Source organism: Eubacterium sp. BIOML-A2, from assembly GCF_009680135.1.
Taxonomy (GTDB): Bacteria; Bacillota; Clostridia; order Lachnospirales; family Lachnospiraceae; genus Faecalicatena; species Faecalicatena contortus_B.
On the sequence record NZ_WKZK01000010.1, the window covers coordinates 30934 to 45517 of the forward strand.

The following is a 14584-nucleotide window of genomic DNA, read 5'->3' on the forward strand; positions in this document are numbered from 1 at the left end:
TCCGCCGGAATATTCTATACCACGACAAAAGCTCCAGGAATTCTCCTGGAGCTTATCTTTCGTAGTATTGTTATTGAGCCGGTTTAAATATAATCTCATTGGGGTCAACAAGACCCAGCTTCTCTTCAGCAACTTCTTTTATGTACTCGTCTGTCTTAACATACTCTTCGTATTCTTTTATCTCTTCGGCGCGCTCTTTCTGCTCATTGATCTGAGCTTTCAGCTCTGCCTCCTGTTGCTTATAGCTCTTGTTCTTGGCCTGCAGGGTCACTGCATTCACCGTCAGCACACATCCCAGTAATACTAATATCATAGTAATTAAGGCTGCACTGCGCCGATGATAACCAAAACCAGAGCTCCGCTTACGGCTTTTGCGCCGATGCGTCCCTGTAGATTTCTTATTTGCCATTCATACTCACCCAACTTATCATCTTATTAAACACCCCTGCTTAATAAATTCATTCTATCGGTTTTTCTTTCTTTTTTCAAGGCTTTTCTTCATTTTCCCGTATATTTTTTTCGCAATTGAGAGTATGAAATTCGCCAGCACTATTCCGCATACCACACCTAGTATGAAGAACCACCTTATACTACCAAATGTTGTCATATACATCTGTCGGAACAGATACACGCTCACTCCAAGCCAATACAGCAGATCTTCCAGATTTACAACCACGATATGGTGAGGTATGAGACGCCTCATCAACCTGAGTATCTGGTAGCTGAAAAGTATCACTATCCCGGACAGCCCCGCGTAAAAAAATATAATCGCTTCTTTTCCGATTCCCAGCATCATAGGCGTGCCTACTTAAACAGTTTTGCAAAGAAATTTTCATTCTGCCGGCCGGCCTGATTTACGCTGGAATATGCAATGCTGTCGATATTGCCTGACAGATCCACTTCTCCCTTTTCTACGCTGAGACGGTTCACATGCAGATCGGTTCCTTTAACCATCAGCATGCCCTGTTCCGTCTCCAGCAGGATTTCATTTAAATCAAAAGAAAGAACATCCAGGACACCTGTGACCATACTTGTCTTTCTGTTATTTACAACGAGTTTATGCGCCTTGGGCATTTGCCGCTCTTCCATACACTTTCCCCCTTCAACTTTGCTTTTCTATAGAACTCTTCACTATATATATGAGGGGTTGTATCAAAATATGTACGCCCGCGGAAGATCCCTGGCGCTTTCGCCGTCTGTTCCTTTTACAGATACCGGAACAGCTCTTTTGCTTCTTCTTTTTTTGTCGTATCCTGCAGCTGAAGCACCTCCGCCTTCACAGTCTTGGTGCCAAATTGGATCTCAATGACGTCCCCCGGCTTAACCTGCAGTGATGCTTTGGCAACATTTCCGTTTACAAGCACACGCCCCGCATCGCAGGCTTCATTAGCCACAGTTCGTCTTTTGATCAGCCTGGACACTTTCAAAAACTTATCTAACCGCATTTCTTTTTCCTTTCTTGCTTATGAATAGATTTCATGTAATCTCTCTTTATTTTCATTCATCTTTATGCATCTTACTCTTCAAAGAGAAAAGAAAGCACTTACAATGCGTACATCATAAGTGCTCTCTGTATGTTTATCTCTTATTGATCCATTACAATTAAGCGTTAACTTCATCCTTTAAGGCCTTGCCAGCTTTGAACTTAGGTGCTTTACAAGCTGCAATCTTCATTGTCTTGCCAGTCTGAGGATTTCTTCCTTCTCTTGCTGCTCTTTCGCTTACTTCAAATGTACCAAAACCAACTAACTGTACTTTATCGCCTTTTTTTAACTGATCGGATACCACATCGATGAATGCCTTCAGTGCTTTTTCAGAGTCTTTCTTGGAGATTTCTGCCTTTTCTGCAATAGCTGCTACTAATTCTGTTTTGTTCATGGATAAATTCCTCCTCTTTATTGTACTAGAATATAATATTCTAACAGTTTAATAAAGGCGCTCATGTACTGGCGTTCACATGATCAGCCCTTATGTACTGTTATAACTGTTTCCCATATTTTTGTCAAGGATTTTTCCGGCATTCCCGCGTTTTTGGGCACTTTTTTAGGCTTTTTTAACATTTCCAAGGCCCGGTTTTTAGTTGGAAAATTATCCCTGACACGATATGTTACATCATCTTGTCAATCATTGCAAGGACTTCTTTACCCATTTTTTCTGAAACAGCATCCGCATCTTCAAGAGATGTCCCCTTTACACCGTAATAGAACTTCACCTTCGGCTCTGTTCCAGATGGCCTTACACACAGCCATGCATCGTCTGTCAGATCATAATACAACACGTTGGAATTTGGCAGACCGGTTGCTGTGACTTCCCCAGTCTCCATATCTTTAATGGTATCCGCCTTGTAATCTCTGGCTTTGAGGACTTTATAACCTGCAATCTCTGTCGGAGGATTCTTGCGGAGCGTCTCCAGGATCTCCTGGATCTTCGCCAGGCCTTCGATCCCCTTAAGCGTGATGGACTGGATATCATCTTTGTAATATCCGTAACGGTCATACATCGCAATCATCGCATCCCACAGATTCATTCCTTTTGTTTTGTAATATGCTGCCGCCTCGCAGAGAGCCATTGTAGCTACAATTGCATCCTTATCCCTTGCATAGGTACCAATCAGGCAGCCATAACTTTCTTCAAATCCGAATAAATATTCTCCCTTACCGCTTGTCTCAAACCCGAGAATCTGCTGTCCGATGAATTTAAAACCAGTCAGGACTTCTATCAGGCCTGCGTTGTAATAGTTAGCAATAGCGTCTGCCATGTTGGAGGTAACAATCGTCTTAATCAGATATCCATCATCCGGAAGTCCCTTTAATTCTCTGCGCTGTCCGATCTCATAATCCGCGAGCAGACAGCCTGACATATTCCCTGTCAGAGTATGATAATCCCCATTCTTGTCCTTCACACGGACGCCAAGCCTGTCCGCATCCGGATCTGTTGCAAGCACAATATCTGCATCGATTTCTTTGGCCAGTTTCAACCCCAGATCAAATGCCTCCGCAGCTTCCGGGTTCGGGTAAGATACGGTAGGGAATTCGCCGTCCGGCAGTTCCTGTTCTTTTACTACGTAAACATTCTCGAATCCAAGTTCCTTTAAAATACGGCGCGCCGGTATGTTTCCGGTTCCGTGCAGCGGGCTGTACACAATCTTTAGTTCTTTGCCAACAGCATCGATGGCATCCTGGTGCAATACCTGCTTTTTCAGCTCTGCAATATATGCATCATCGATTTCTGCACCGATTACTTCGTAAAGTCCTGCTGCCTTTGCTTCGTCCAGTGTCATCGTCTTCATGGTTGTATAGTCTTCTACAGCCTTTACCTCATCCATAATTCCCTTGTCATGAGGCGGCGTAATCTGTGCGCCGTCTTCCCAGTATACCTTGTATCCATTGTATTCCGGTGGATTATGGCTTGCTGTAATATTGATTCCCGCTATGCATCCCAGTTTCCTCACTGCAAAAGACAGTTCCGGAGTTGGACGCAGGGACTCAAATACATAGGACTTGATCCCATTTGCCGCCAGGCAGAGCGCTGCCTCATCCGCGAACTCCGGTGACATCCGGCGGGAATCATAGGCAACCGCCACACCCTTTGCGGCATTTCCGCTCTTCATAATATAATTCGCCAGCCCCTGTGTGGCCTTTCTTACTGTATAAATATTCATACGGTTGGTACCTGCGCCGATAATGCCGCGCAGGCCAGCCGTACCAAATTCAAGATCTGTGTAAAAACGTTCCTTTATCTCATTCTCATCTTCCCCGATACTCGCCAGTTCCGCCTTCGTATCTGCATCAAAATATGGGTTTGACAACCACTCATTGTATCTCTCTTTGTAATCCATACTGGTACCTCCTGCCTTAATAGTATGTCCTTATTATACAACAGGCGCCTATAAAATGAAAGTAAATATATTTTCTAAAAACCGCAGTTTTTCTTCCGTCTGGGTGATAGCTGTCTGTAATTTTTCCACATTTTTTTCAGGTATCCAGGCCTTATTAGAATGGTAATATGTGTTCGCAGTCTTCCAGAATTTCTCCGGGTAGGCTAGGCACAGGGCGATATATTCCAACTCTCTTGCGTCCAGCTTCCTGATGCTTTGATAGGCATCCAGCATAGACTGGCCAAGGGCTTCCTGCCACTGATGTTTTTCCATGACTTTCCGCAGAAAATAATAGAGATCCTGGGCCTGCACATCAATCCTGAAATGCTCAAAATTTGTCGTTGCCAGCCCGTTTGAGGTCAGCAGGACGTTATGATAATTGTAATCTCCATGCACAAGCCTGTGATGTTCTATGCTTTCCTGGTACAAGCTGTCATATCCGGAATTTTTCAGTCTTTTGACCACCTGCTCCGCCTGCGAGTACATCCGGTCAAAATATTCCAGAAATAGAAACTCAAATGCACCTTTTGAAACTTTATTACGTATAAATGCGCGCACTTTTTTTAGTTCCCTGTTATGGCGCACAAACTCTTCCTGCAGATGCCGGCCCGTTGGCGGCCGTATCACCGCTTCTTCTTCCGGATCACACAATTCCTGCCACTGCATCCTGCAATGCAGATCTGCCAGGTTCCTGGATGCCTGCAGGATCTCGAATTCTTTTTTAACATCACATTCCCTGCCGGAAAACCATTTTTTCAGCATGTACCTGGAACCATCCCGGGATACGCTGACCAGCTGGCCTTCTTTGTTATAGACCGGGATATCAACATTGGGATATCCCGCCTTTTCCAGGCTGCTCAGAACGGCATAAAGCAAAGGGGCACGCCTGTCTGAAACGTCCGCTTCTTTCAACAGCATAGTGCCCTCTTTCGTGTCGCAAAAAAACGCACCCCTTATTTTGCGGGTGCCTTTCACTTCTATATCATATTGTTCCAAGACTTCTAATTCATACTCTCTCATGGCTGCCCCCTGATTCTACGATTCTGACTCTTTCTAATGTATGAAAGGGACAGCCCGAGTATGCTATATGCCTTGTTTTTCTTTGACGTAATTACATAATTTTTCTTTTTCGTTCATCTCCGGTTCATCCAATACCAGCTCCAACAGCTCATTCAGCATATCTCCCATCTGCTTTCCCGGCTGCATCCCCAGATTCATCAGATCTCTTCCACTGACCGCAAGCTGCCTGAGAGTCACACAGTGATCATTGATGAGCGTCTCCTGGTATATTTCCCGCATAGCCACAATATTTTCAATCTTGGCACGGCGCTTGTATGGGCTCTGTGCCTTCACGTCTGCCATGCGCACAGCCAGATAATAGGGAAAAAGTTCTACCCCGATCCGGTTCATCGCCCGGCGGACATTCGGCGGGGTGGCTTCGATCCGGTAATCATGATAACAGACGAGTCTGGTCACCTTTTTCACGGTGTCATTGTCGAACTTGAGGCGCCGCAGCACACTGCGCGCGATCTCCTCACTGACAAGCGCGTGCCCCTTGAAATGATCCACCCCCTTTTCATCGGTTGTCTTCATGGAAGGTTTTCCCATATCGTGGAACAGCATAGTCAGACGGAGAATTTTATCCTTCTTAACATTTTTCAGGGCTTGGAGGGTGTGGCCTGCCACGTCATACTTATGGTGCCGTGTTCTCTGTTCCACACCGACCATAGCATCCCATTCCGGCAGAATGACCTTCGTAATCCCCAATTCATATGCATCCTGAATCAGATCCGGATGATCGGACATGAGCAGCTTCACCAATTCCACCTGGATCCGCTCTGCACTGATATTTTGAAGGGTAGGCGCAAGCTCTCGCACCGCCTGCGCGGTATTCTTCTCAATTGGAAAAGCCAGCTGGGCGGAAAATCTGACCGCCCTCAGAATCCGAAGCGCATCTTCCGAAAACCGCTCCATCGGGTCGCCCACACATCGGATCAAGTGGTGGTTCAGATCCCGCATCCCCCCGAACACATCGACAAGACGCACCTCGTCATTATAAGCCATCGCATTAATCGTAAAGTCCCTGCGCCGCAGATCCTCCTCCAGGCTGGTCGTAAAAGTCACATCTTTCGGATGCCTGCTGTCCTCATAAAGTCCGTCAACCCGGTATGTGGTCACTTCGAACCCTTCCCTGCCAATCATCACTGTCACAGTACCATGTTCAATCCCCGTGTCTACCGTCCTTCTAAAAAGCCGTTTAATCTCCTCCGGCCTGGCAGAAGTCGTGATATCCCAGTCCTCAGGTTTGCGGCAGAGAATAGAATCACGAACACATCCGCCCACCGCAAAAGCCTCATAGCCATGCAGCTGCAGATTATTGATAATCATAATCACTTTTCTCGGCAACTCTATCTTCATCTATATCTTCCTTTCAAAGGGGTCTGACCCTTTTGCACTCCGTTATCAGAATTGTTTTACAATTTCTTGTTCACGCTTTTGACAAGTAAATATTATAACTTGTCTTTGCTGTTCACTCAACCATTTTAAAGTAGATTTTAATCTTTTTTCGTCATAACATGCAAATGCGTCGTCAAAAATCACAGGCAGCGGTTCTTCATAGAGCATGTCCACGGCTGCCATACGAAGTGCGAAGTATACCTGTTCTATGGTTCCACGCGATACCCTCTCCACCGGTATCCGCCGCCCGCCTTCAAATAAGGTCAGGTTCAGATTTTCATCTGCAAGAAGTTTTGTATACCTTCCGCCGGTTATTTGTTCTAATATCTTCGATGCTTTTTGATTTAAAATGTTCCCAAACCCCTGCGTCATATTACGGGATGCCTGAATCATCTTTTCCTCGGCAAGCAGCAGTGCAGCGCCCCAGTTCTGCAGGTTTTTGATTCTTTTATCCGGCATTTCCAGCTCGGCCAGCTGCTCCTGTAAATTCTGGAATCTTACCTGCTTCTCTTTCCATTGTGCTTTGATTCTTTGATTTTCCCACTCCAGTTTCTGCCTGTTCTCTTCGATCTGGCGTTTCTTTTCGTAATCGTTTTCCGTATACTCCTGGCGGGTGACCACTCTTTGCCCGGCATTTCGCCTCTTGCTGCTCTGCACCCTGTACTTTCCATACTTTACAGCACCGGTACAGAGAAGCAGCAGTCCTGCGGCCAGAAAAATCCATGACAGAACGGAGATCGCCCCGCCTCCGGCAAATACTTCTCCACTGCCGGCAAGTACGCTCCAGAGCCGTCCCAATCCCCCGGCAGCAATTCCTAATCCACCCACTGCTATCAAGTTTTTATATTGGTCTGCCTCGTGATTCTCTGCTTCATCTTCCGTAAACGAAATCGTTTCTAATGAATCAGCCGGGAGGTGCTCTTTGCGTAAATGCCCTCTACCCTCGTAATCTTCAGCGTTTTCATCCAGTAAACTTTTCAATATCTTTTGATTTTCTTCCAGTTCTCTCTGCAGTTTCCCGGCATCCTCAGATACATACTGGCATTCCTGCCGTATTGTATCCTTTTTTGTTTCCTGCATTTCCCGAAGGGACCTGATTTCCTGTTCCGCAGCTTTTCTGCGCCGGCGAAGAGTCTCCAGGGCGCCTCCAAGGTCAACGGTACTGCTTCCTGTCTCATAATAATTTGCCGCATAATTTTTCAATTCTTCTGCCAGACCCTGCCCTGGTTTTGCGCTAAGCTGTCCCACGGCCGCAGTATTCTCAAAAGATTCGGCCGTCATTTTACCCAAAAGCATGTCCAGGTCTCCGTCATCCACAGATAATTCTTCCCCATCATCTTCACAGACAAGGCCCGCACTCTTTGTATATCTGTCAAACTTCCGTTCCAGAAAGAAGTTTTTTCCCGCTATGGAAAACCGCATAGATCCGGCATAGTAATTGGGGTTAACCCATGGCTCGTATCTGCTGAACCCATCATTTTGAGCGGCACGTCCGCGCCCTCTTTCCATGCCGAAAAGCATTGCCTTTATAAATGCATAGACCGTAGATTTGCCATATTCATTTTCTCCGTAAAAAACATGGATTCCTTCCTCTATGTAAAAATGCTTATCTGAAAACTTCCCAAAATTCTCCAAATACAACTCTTTAATTACCATACTCTTCAACTCTCTCCGGATCAGGACAGACTATTCTCCAGAAGTGCCTGCACACCTGCCTGTAGTGCCTGATGTTCCACACTTCCTTCTTCACATCCCAAAAATTCTTCTATATAGTTTCCCAGCACATTATCCCTGTTTTCCTCATAAAGCGCCTGATAATCATATGCAGGACAAGTCTCATCCTCAATCTCTATAATATTCCCGTAAAAATCCATGTATTCTGTTTCAAACTCTACATCCGGATCCCTCAGGCCCCGGAGAATAAATTTATAAAGATTCTGCGTACCTCTTTTCTCCACCGTCTCCCGGATATAGTCTTTCACACTCCCATTCGTCATCCGCTCATTCACGCGCAGCGCCAGATGAATGTATTCCCTTACCGCACACGGGACAAACTCCACACGGACTCCCTGTTCTGTTATTTCTCCGCGCACAAAACCATGCTGCCCCGTATCATTTTTATCCACAGGTTCAAGAGCTCCCGCGAATACCGCAAAGTTCTTGATCAGGGCCTGAGGCTTATGGATATGCCCCAGCGCGATATAATCAAACCCGGAGGCCTCCAGGTCCTCTTTTTTGAGTGGAACATGCTTCTCGTCACCGCCATGAGCCAGGAGAATCTCATATCGTGCATGTCCCCCGGCCCTCACATTACAGCGCTCTTCCCGGATCTCCCTGGCGTGATAACTGAACCCGTACACCGCCAGATCCAGGTCAGGCAGCAGCACATATCCCATCCTTTCCCCCAGCAGTGGATACACATTTTCATTCCACTGGAAAGTCCGGTAATAAGAGCCCTTTTTCATAAAATCGTGATTTCCTGCAATAAGAACTACCTTTGTATGTGATAATGTGGAGAACAGATAGTTTACTTCCTTCAGATCCCGCAGAAGCGGCTGCCTGTGGAACAGATCCCCGGCTATAAGCAGTACATCTGTCTGCTCTTCCTCACACAGTGTAACCACCTGTGAAAAAGTATCCCATAGTTCCCGGGCGCGTCCCGCACTATAAGCAGTCCCTGCATCGGGCTGCGCTCCCAGATGAGTGTCGGCAATGTGGATAAATTTCATAGGTACCTCCATATAATAACATACTGTTAAAAAGTGACTTGAGGACGTAACAATGACCGGTCTGTTACGTCCTCAATCCATCTTCCCCCGCCGCAGGCGGCTGGGCAATAAATATCTAATATTGGCATCCCGGCAGGCTATAGGATCGACGGCCCACAGCCCTTGTGGAAATAAAATCTACAGTTCGCAGTTATTTACAGTTCTCGGGAATGGTACAACATCGCGGATATTGGACATTCCGGTAAGATACATGACGCATCTTTCAAATCCGAGGCCAAACCCCGCATGTCTGGTTGAACCATATTTTCTCAGATCCAGATAGAACTTGTAATCCTCTTCCTCAAGATTCATCTCCTTCATTCTCTGAATCAGCTTGTCATAATCGTCTTCCCTCTGGCTGCCTCCGATGATTTCACCGATTCCCGGCACCAGACAGTCAACTGCTGCCACCGTTTTCCCGTCCTCGTTGAGCTTCATATAAAATGCCTTGATCTCTTTCGGATAGTCTGTTACGAATACCGGGCGCTTGTACACCACTTCTGTCAGATAACGCTCATGTTCTGTCTGCAGGTCTGTGCCCCATTTTACTTTATATTCAAACTTATCATTATTTTTCTCTAGAAGTTCTACCGCTTCGGTATATGTTACTCTCGCAAAATCCGAGTTTATCACGTTTTTCAGCCTGTCCAGCAGCCCCTTGTCCACAAAAGAATTAAAGAAGTTCATTTCCTCCGGCGCATTCTCCAGTACATAAGAAATCACATATTTCAACATTGACTCGGCCAGATCCATGTTATCATCCAGATCTGCAAATGCAATCTCCGGCTCGATCATCCAGAATTCAGCTGCATGGCGTGTGGTATTAGAGTTCTCCGCCCGGAAAGTAGGTCCGAAAGTATAAATGCTCCTGAACGCCTGGGCAAATGTCTCCCCGTTCAGCTGCCCGCTAACAGTCAGGCTTGTCTCTTTCCCAAAGAAATCCTGGCTGTAGTCTACCGTTCCGTCCGGATTCTTCGGCACATTGTCCATATCCAGGGTAGTCACTCTGAACATCTCACCCGCTCCCTCACAGTCACTACCCGTAATAAGAGGCGTATGCACATAGACAAAGCCTCTGTCCTGGAAAAACTGGTGAATAGCATATGCAATCATAGAGCGCACTCTGAACACCGCCTGAAATGTATTTGTCCTTGGACGGAGATGAGAAATCGTTCTGAGATATTCGAAACTATGACGTTTCTTCTGTAACGGATAGTCAGGTGCTGAGGTCCCCTCAATCTCCACCTCGTCTGCCTGAATCTCAAACGGCTGCTTAGCCTGTGGTGTAGCGACTAAAGTTCCTGTAACAATAATGGCTGCGCCTACATTCTGCTTAGAGATTTCTTCAAAATTCTCCATACTGTCATGGTACACAATCTGCAGCGGTTCAAAATAAGAACCGTCATTGACCACGATAAATCCAAACGTCTTTGAATCACGAATACTGCGAATCCATCCCCCAACTGTCACTTTCTTGTCCAGATATTTCTCTTTGTTTTTAAATAATTCCCGAATTGTAACTAAATCCATACCAAATACTCCTTATTCCATCAAATTTTTCCTTTTATTACACACTGGTACTATTATAACACTGAATCCGCATGAAATACAATCCCGTTCTGTCTTCTGGCTTCATCCGTAACACACAGTGTATCCAGTGAATACTTTCGATAAGGATGCCCGCTGCATTTTTCCTGCGCAAGCCTTACAAATTCCCTGACTTCATATACCATATTGTTTGGAGCCGGTGTGTAGGGAATCGCTTCCCTTTTCCCGTCTCTGTATACAATTTCCATAGACTGCGGCATCGCAATGCCATATATAAGAATACTTCCCTCTTCTCCCTGGAATATACCAGGATTCACAGAATCGGTAATCTTTGAATAAACAGCCTCAGCCATCATGTCATCATACTGCATAAGGACAATACCGCTCCCCTCAAAGCCATTTTCTAATTTGGTGGAAATCGCTTTTATTTCTTTCGGCATTCCCAGCATTCTGACCAGTGTGTGAATACAATATACCCCAATATCCATAATCGCCGCGTTTGACAGCTCCGGGTTAAAGGCATTCAGAACCTCTCCCTGCCTGAACTTATCATAACGAGAAGAGTACTGGCAGTATTCTGCCGTCACCCTGCGCAGCTTTCCGATCTTCGGAAGATGTTCCCTGATCAGGTTATAAGCCGGGTCAAAATCCGGGCGCATCGCCTCCAGAAGGACGACTCCGTTTTCCTCTGCACAGGTAAACATTGCCGCTGCTTCTCTCTCATTAACAGCCAGAATCTTTTCGCACAGGACATGCTTTTTGTGCTTCATCGCCTCAATAGCCTGCCCGCAATGTGCATACGTTGGTGTGGCGATATACACAGCGTCAATCTCCGATTCCAAAAATTTATCGTAATCTGTATATACATTTGGTATCCCGTGCCTGCCTGCAAATGCATCCCCGGTCTCCTGCTTCCTTGAGTATACCGCACAAATCTCCGCCTCCGGTACCTGCCCGGCCGCCTCAATCAGCCAGTCGCTGATAAAATTGCTTCCTACTATTCCTAATTTCATAATGCCGCCTCCTACTAATCCTGCTTTAAGTCTTTACTGTTAGTGATCCTGCTGCTTCATGCATGAGCACAATATATTTAATTCTTTTTTCTGCATGTTCTACCAATAAAATTGTAGCAAATATATGCGGCATTATCAATCACTGTTGTACGAAATTGTGCTAGCAGGTTTTCGTCCTGGGTATTTCTTGATTTTCTCCATGCCATGTGGTATACTACTACTCGTTCCAAAGCCCTGAAAAATAAGGTCTTATGGGCTGATTCAAACCGAGTGTTCGAGACCTTCCACTCGTAAAACAAAACTTATATAGCTACCTATTTATATAAGTTTATGATTGTTTATTCCCCTGCAAAAACGCTGGTTTGTGCGGGGTTGTTTTTTTATCGCTGTTTATCATTAACCATGCAATTTTGTACTTTTTTTGTACTATTCTAAATGTTAACAAAAAGGCAGACCCGCTGGCCTGCCCCGTTAAAATGCTACTGCTATCAATTCCATTTCTGTCGCTTTCGTGTCCGGCATTACATGGCTGTACAAATCCATTGTCATAGACAATGAGCTATGTCCCATAATCGCCTTAAGCGTCTGCGGCTTCATGCCTGACTCAATGGCCCTTGTTGCAAATGTGTGCCGAAATACGTGAGGTGTTATACGCTCAAACTCATTTCCGCTTTGGTTGATCTGCTTTATTATGCGGTCAATTTCATACTGCACCCGATCCCGGCTTAACGGCTTCCCCTCTTCTGTGCAAAATACATACCTCCTTATATTTACGATCTTCTCTCCCCAGTAGTACTTTTGTGCATCCAATAGTTTTTCAACATCCCGGGTTAATGGAATGTCCCTCCGGGAAGACTTGGTTTTTGGTGTATCCTCATAATATCCTTCCCCCTCCTCATATTTTAATGTTCTGCGAATATGAATCACTCTCTTTTTCTTGTCAATATCAGAAAATTTAAGCCCCCGCAGCTCACCGTTCCGCAATCCAGTTCTAAGTAACATGGAATAGAAATTGAAAAGATAGCTGTCTTTTGCATATTCCATAAACATGTGTTGTTCTTCCTTGGTCATTGCTTTTATGATATGCTCTTCCTTATCACTTGGTACTTCTGCCAACTTTACAGGATTGCGCTCAATAAGTCCATTTTTAAAGGCCTGCTTAAAACATCCACTTAGAATAGCCGCTACTATTTTGATACTGGAAACAGCGTACTCCTCTTCAACCAGATCATTGTAAAGAGTTTGTATGTGCTCACCTCTGATATCGGTAATATACTTTTTGCCTATTTTGCCCTTCACCATGTAACTATATTGTTTCTTATATGTCGAAATAGTTCCTTTTTTGAGTTTATTCTTCTTATAAACATTCAGCCAGGTTTCAAACCATTCATCCAGGGTGGTTTTGCTACTTTCTACAAACAGGCCGTGCTGCAGTTTGTACTTTAAGTCAGTCATTTTCTTTTGTGTTTCCGTAATTGTCGCACCATGTACCAGATATCTTTCTCCCTTGTACATGAAACGCCCCTCATAGTCAGTATACCTTTGCTGTATTCCTTTTGGTAATTTCCTGCCTCTTTTATCGACTGCCATATAACCACCGCCTAACTCATTAGGCTTTCAAATATCAGGGCTATTGCATAGTTAAAACCGCTCTCAAATCCTGCTTTCTGTCCATAACTGCTCCCGGCATAAATTAAATCTGCTACAGATTCCTTCGTCATGCTGGCTGGCTCCCCGATCCTGTCCACGATTTCTTCCTGGATCGTTTCAGACAATTTGCCATCCGCTGATATGGCAGCCGATGATTTGCTGTATGATTCTGTGTATATATTTCCAATTCTTGACATATAACCGTCCTTTCTCTCACTGCTGCCTGGCAGCAGGTGAATCTTGTCTTGCAAATGGGCTATATGACGGTATATAATCAATATAGCCCGTACTGTGTGTATTGGGTTATGCTTATTTTTTGCCCCTTGGGTGTTGCCGCACCCTTGGGGTTTTTGCTTTTCCGGTCATTCGTCCACCTCCCATTCTCCTATAGACTCGCACATGAGCTTTGATCCGATCTGGAATCCAAGTATGAATCCCACCCGTTCAGCCTGATCAGATATAGAGAAGGCCATCTCCTGGGCTTTCGAATAGTTCTCTGCTCCCATGCTGTTTTCCAGATCATCGCGCCGGGCCTTGGGAATGTCATAGTCATATATCTTTCGCAGTTCCTTATAGCGCGGCATTTGTACATAGTACCGGTACATTTGTTCCAATATATCGGCTTTCATAGAATTCACCTTCTTTCCTTAAGGTCTGAACAGCCCCAATGCATTAATCTTGAAAAAAATTGTTGCCCTATCTCACGATTTTTCAGCGAAAACATCTCCGATGGTAACTTCTTCGCCTTTCGGTCTGTGTCCGTCCCTATACTCGTGTAACGCGCAATTCTCAACAGTGCAAAGCCTGACTTCCTTCATTTGACCATTGCAGCAATCCAGGCACTTTGCTCTGATCGCCTTAATTGGTGTCAGCTTCGCCATGTAGTGCCCCTCCTGTCCATCAATTTCTTAACAATTTCTATGTCCCTGCTAAACCGCCCAATCATTTTATGTAGGTCTACAATCTGGTCAGCATAATCAATGCTGTTAAATACAGCTTCGCACCCCCTTTCCTGCATAAGATAATTTACATCAAAGCTCTCAATCAATTCTATATAGGGCGTGTTCTTTTCATAGTCTATTTGAGGGGATATTCCGTAAAATGGCGGCCTCTGCATGAAGCAGACTCCCTTTAATTCCATGCACCTCCCATCTTCGATTTTAGAAAACTGCTCATCGGTAAGCATTCCGAAAAGTGTTTGTTCATTAAGGATTTCAGCTTTCCACAGCTCATCACCGGGTTTAAGTTTTATATATTCAACCATAAATTAA

Annotated in this window: 17 protein-coding genes; all 17 read right to left on the bottom strand. The window is 45.1% G+C overall.

Annotated elements, in window-relative coordinates; translation table 11 throughout:
• Positions 1–70 precede the first annotated feature (70 nt).
• The gene (locus GKG43_RS05695; protein WP_330377552.1) at positions 71–313 is read right to left on the bottom strand and encodes a septum formation initiator family protein; all 243 of its coding nucleotides are present in this window, start codon (positions 311–313) and stop codon (positions 71–73) included.
• A gap of 150 nt (positions 314–463) precedes the next feature.
• A complete protein-coding gene (gene yabQ, locus GKG43_RS05700; protein WP_055152265.1) occupies positions 464–796 on the bottom strand; it encodes a spore cortex biosynthesis protein YabQ in 333 nt (110 codons plus the stop codon).
• An 8-nt stretch (positions 797–804) separates the two neighbouring features.
• Positions 805–1089, bottom strand: coding sequence for a sporulation protein YabP (gene yabP, locus GKG43_RS05705; RefSeq protein ID WP_025653684.1), 285 nt, complete (start codon positions 1087–1089; stop codon positions 805–807).
• Positions 1090–1205: 116 nt separating this feature from the next.
• A complete protein-coding gene (locus tag GKG43_RS05710; RefSeq protein ID WP_050639049.1) occupies positions 1206–1445 on the bottom strand; it encodes an RNA-binding S4 domain-containing protein in 240 nt (79 codons plus the stop codon).
• 157 nt (positions 1446–1602) lie between these two features.
• Positions 1603–1878, bottom strand: coding sequence for an HU family DNA-binding protein (locus GKG43_RS05715; RefSeq protein ID WP_009004621.1), 276 nt, complete (start codon positions 1876–1878; stop codon positions 1603–1605).
• Between the two features lie 229 nt (positions 1879–2107).
• Complete coding sequence (locus GKG43_RS05720) at positions 2108–3838, bottom strand: phospho-sugar mutase (protein WP_055152268.1); 1731 nt, start codon at positions 3836–3838, stop codon at positions 2108–2110.
• Positions 3839–3886: 48 nt separating this feature from the next.
• Positions 3887–4897: a CotS family spore coat protein gene (locus GKG43_RS05725; protein WP_055152270.1), complete on the bottom strand. Its 1011-nt coding sequence runs from the start codon at positions 4895–4897 to the stop codon at positions 3887–3889.
• A 63-nt stretch (positions 4898–4960) separates the two neighbouring features.
• Positions 4961–6295 carry a CCA tRNA nucleotidyltransferase gene (locus GKG43_RS05730; protein WP_055152272.1) on the bottom strand — a complete coding sequence of 445 codons (1335 nt, stop codon included), beginning with the start codon at positions 6293–6295 and terminating at the stop codon, positions 4961–4963.
• Between the two features lie 45 nt (positions 6296–6340).
• Positions 6341–7990 (bottom strand): AAA family ATPase, encoded by a 1650-nt coding sequence (locus tag GKG43_RS05735; RefSeq protein ID WP_055152274.1) that lies wholly within the window; start codon positions 7988–7990, stop codon positions 6341–6343.
• A gap of 20 nt (positions 7991–8010) precedes the next feature.
• Positions 8011–9063, bottom strand: a complete 1053-nt coding sequence (locus GKG43_RS05740) for a metallophosphoesterase (RefSeq protein ID WP_050639054.1) — start codon at positions 9061–9063, stop codon at positions 8011–8013.
• Positions 9064–9240: 177 nt separating this feature from the next.
• The gene (gene asnS / locus GKG43_RS05745; RefSeq protein WP_050639055.1) at positions 9241–10632 is read right to left on the bottom strand and encodes an asparagine--tRNA ligase; all 1392 of its coding nucleotides are present in this window, start codon (positions 10630–10632) and stop codon (positions 9241–9243) included.
• Between the two features lie 53 nt (positions 10633–10685).
• Entirely contained in the window at positions 10686–11663 is a 978-nt protein-coding gene (locus tag GKG43_RS05750; RefSeq protein WP_050639056.1) for a Gfo/Idh/MocA family oxidoreductase, read from the bottom strand.
• Between the two features lie 471 nt (positions 11664–12134).
• Positions 12135–13253: a site-specific integrase gene (locus GKG43_RS05755; RefSeq protein ID WP_129878868.1), complete on the bottom strand. Its 1119-nt coding sequence runs from the start codon at positions 13251–13253 to the stop codon at positions 12135–12137.
• A gap of 11 nt (positions 13254–13264) precedes the next feature.
• Entirely contained in the window at positions 13265–13510 is a 246-nt protein-coding gene (locus GKG43_RS05760) for a hypothetical protein (RefSeq protein WP_055151868.1), read from the bottom strand.
• A gap of 165 nt (positions 13511–13675) precedes the next feature.
• Positions 13676–13942 (bottom strand): hypothetical protein, encoded by a 267-nt coding sequence (locus GKG43_RS05765; RefSeq protein ID WP_055151865.1) that lies wholly within the window; start codon positions 13940–13942, stop codon positions 13676–13678.
• A gap of 72 nt (positions 13943–14014) precedes the next feature.
• Complete coding sequence (locus GKG43_RS05770; protein ID WP_055151863.1) at positions 14015–14194, bottom strand: hypothetical protein; 180 nt, start codon at positions 14192–14194, stop codon at positions 14015–14017.
• A complete protein-coding gene (locus tag GKG43_RS05775) occupies positions 14182–14577 on the bottom strand; it encodes a hypothetical protein (RefSeq protein WP_055151860.1) in 396 nt (131 codons plus the stop codon). The genes GKG43_RS05770 and GKG43_RS05775 overlap by 13 nt, the downstream gene beginning before the upstream one ends.
• Between the last annotated feature and the right edge of the window lie 7 nt (positions 14578–14584).

Bases quoted from the DNA above. Each gene is read 5' to 3' on its own strand.
- GKG43_RS05740 (WP_050639054.1), bottom strand. From the start codon at position 9,063: ATGAAATTTATCCACATTGCCGACACTCATCTGGGAGCGCAGCCCGAT.
- GKG43_RS05750 (WP_050639056.1), bottom strand. From the start codon at position 11,663: ATGAAATTAGGAATAGTAGGAAGCAATTTTATCAGCGACTGGCTGATT.
- GKG43_RS05755 (WP_129878868.1), bottom strand. From the start codon at position 13,253: ATGGCAGTCGATAAAAGAGGCAGGAAATTACCAAAAGGAATACAGCAA.
- yabP (WP_025653684.1), bottom strand. From the start codon at position 1,089: ATGGAAGAGCGGCAAATGCCCAAGGCGCATAAACTCGTTGTAAATAAC.
- GKG43_RS05710 (WP_050639049.1), bottom strand. From the start codon at position 1,445: ATGCGGTTAGATAAGTTTTTGAAAGTGTCCAGGCTGATCAAAAGACGA.
- GKG43_RS05775 (WP_055151860.1), bottom strand. From the start codon at position 14,577: ATGGTTGAATATATAAAACTTAAACCCGGTGATGAGCTGTGGAAAGCT.
- GKG43_RS05765 (WP_055151865.1), bottom strand. From the start codon at position 13,942: ATGAAAGCCGATATATTGGAACAAATGTACCGGTACTATGTACAAATG.
- asnS (WP_050639055.1), bottom strand. From the start codon at position 10,632: ATGGATTTAGTTACAATTCGGGAATTATTTAAAAACAAAGAGAAATAT.
- GKG43_RS05695 (WP_330377552.1), bottom strand. From the start codon at position 313: ATGATATTAGTATTACTGGGATGTGTGCTGACGGTGAATGCAGTGACC.
- GKG43_RS05715 (WP_009004621.1), bottom strand. From the start codon at position 1,878: ATGAACAAAACAGAATTAGTAGCAGCTATTGCAGAAAAGGCAGAAATC.
- GKG43_RS05730 (WP_055152272.1), bottom strand. From the start codon at position 6,295: ATGAAGATAGAGTTGCCGAGAAAAGTGATTATGATTATCAATAATCTG.
- GKG43_RS05760 (WP_055151868.1), bottom strand. From the start codon at position 13,510: ATGTCAAGAATTGGAAATATATACACAGAATCATACAGCAAATCATCG.
- yabQ (WP_055152265.1), bottom strand. From the start codon at position 796: ATGATGCTGGGAATCGGAAAAGAAGCGATTATATTTTTTTACGCGGGG.
- GKG43_RS05735 (WP_055152274.1), bottom strand. From the start codon at position 7,990: ATGGTAATTAAAGAGTTGTATTTGGAGAATTTTGGGAAGTTTTCAGAT.
- GKG43_RS05770 (WP_055151863.1), bottom strand. From the start codon at position 14,194: ATGGCGAAGCTGACACCAATTAAGGCGATCAGAGCAAAGTGCCTGGAT.
- GKG43_RS05720 (WP_055152268.1), bottom strand. From the start codon at position 3,838: ATGGATTACAAAGAGAGATACAATGAGTGGTTGTCAAACCCATATTTT.
- GKG43_RS05725 (WP_055152270.1), bottom strand. From the start codon at position 4,897: ATGAGAGAGTATGAATTAGAAGTCTTGGAACAATATGATATAGAAGTG.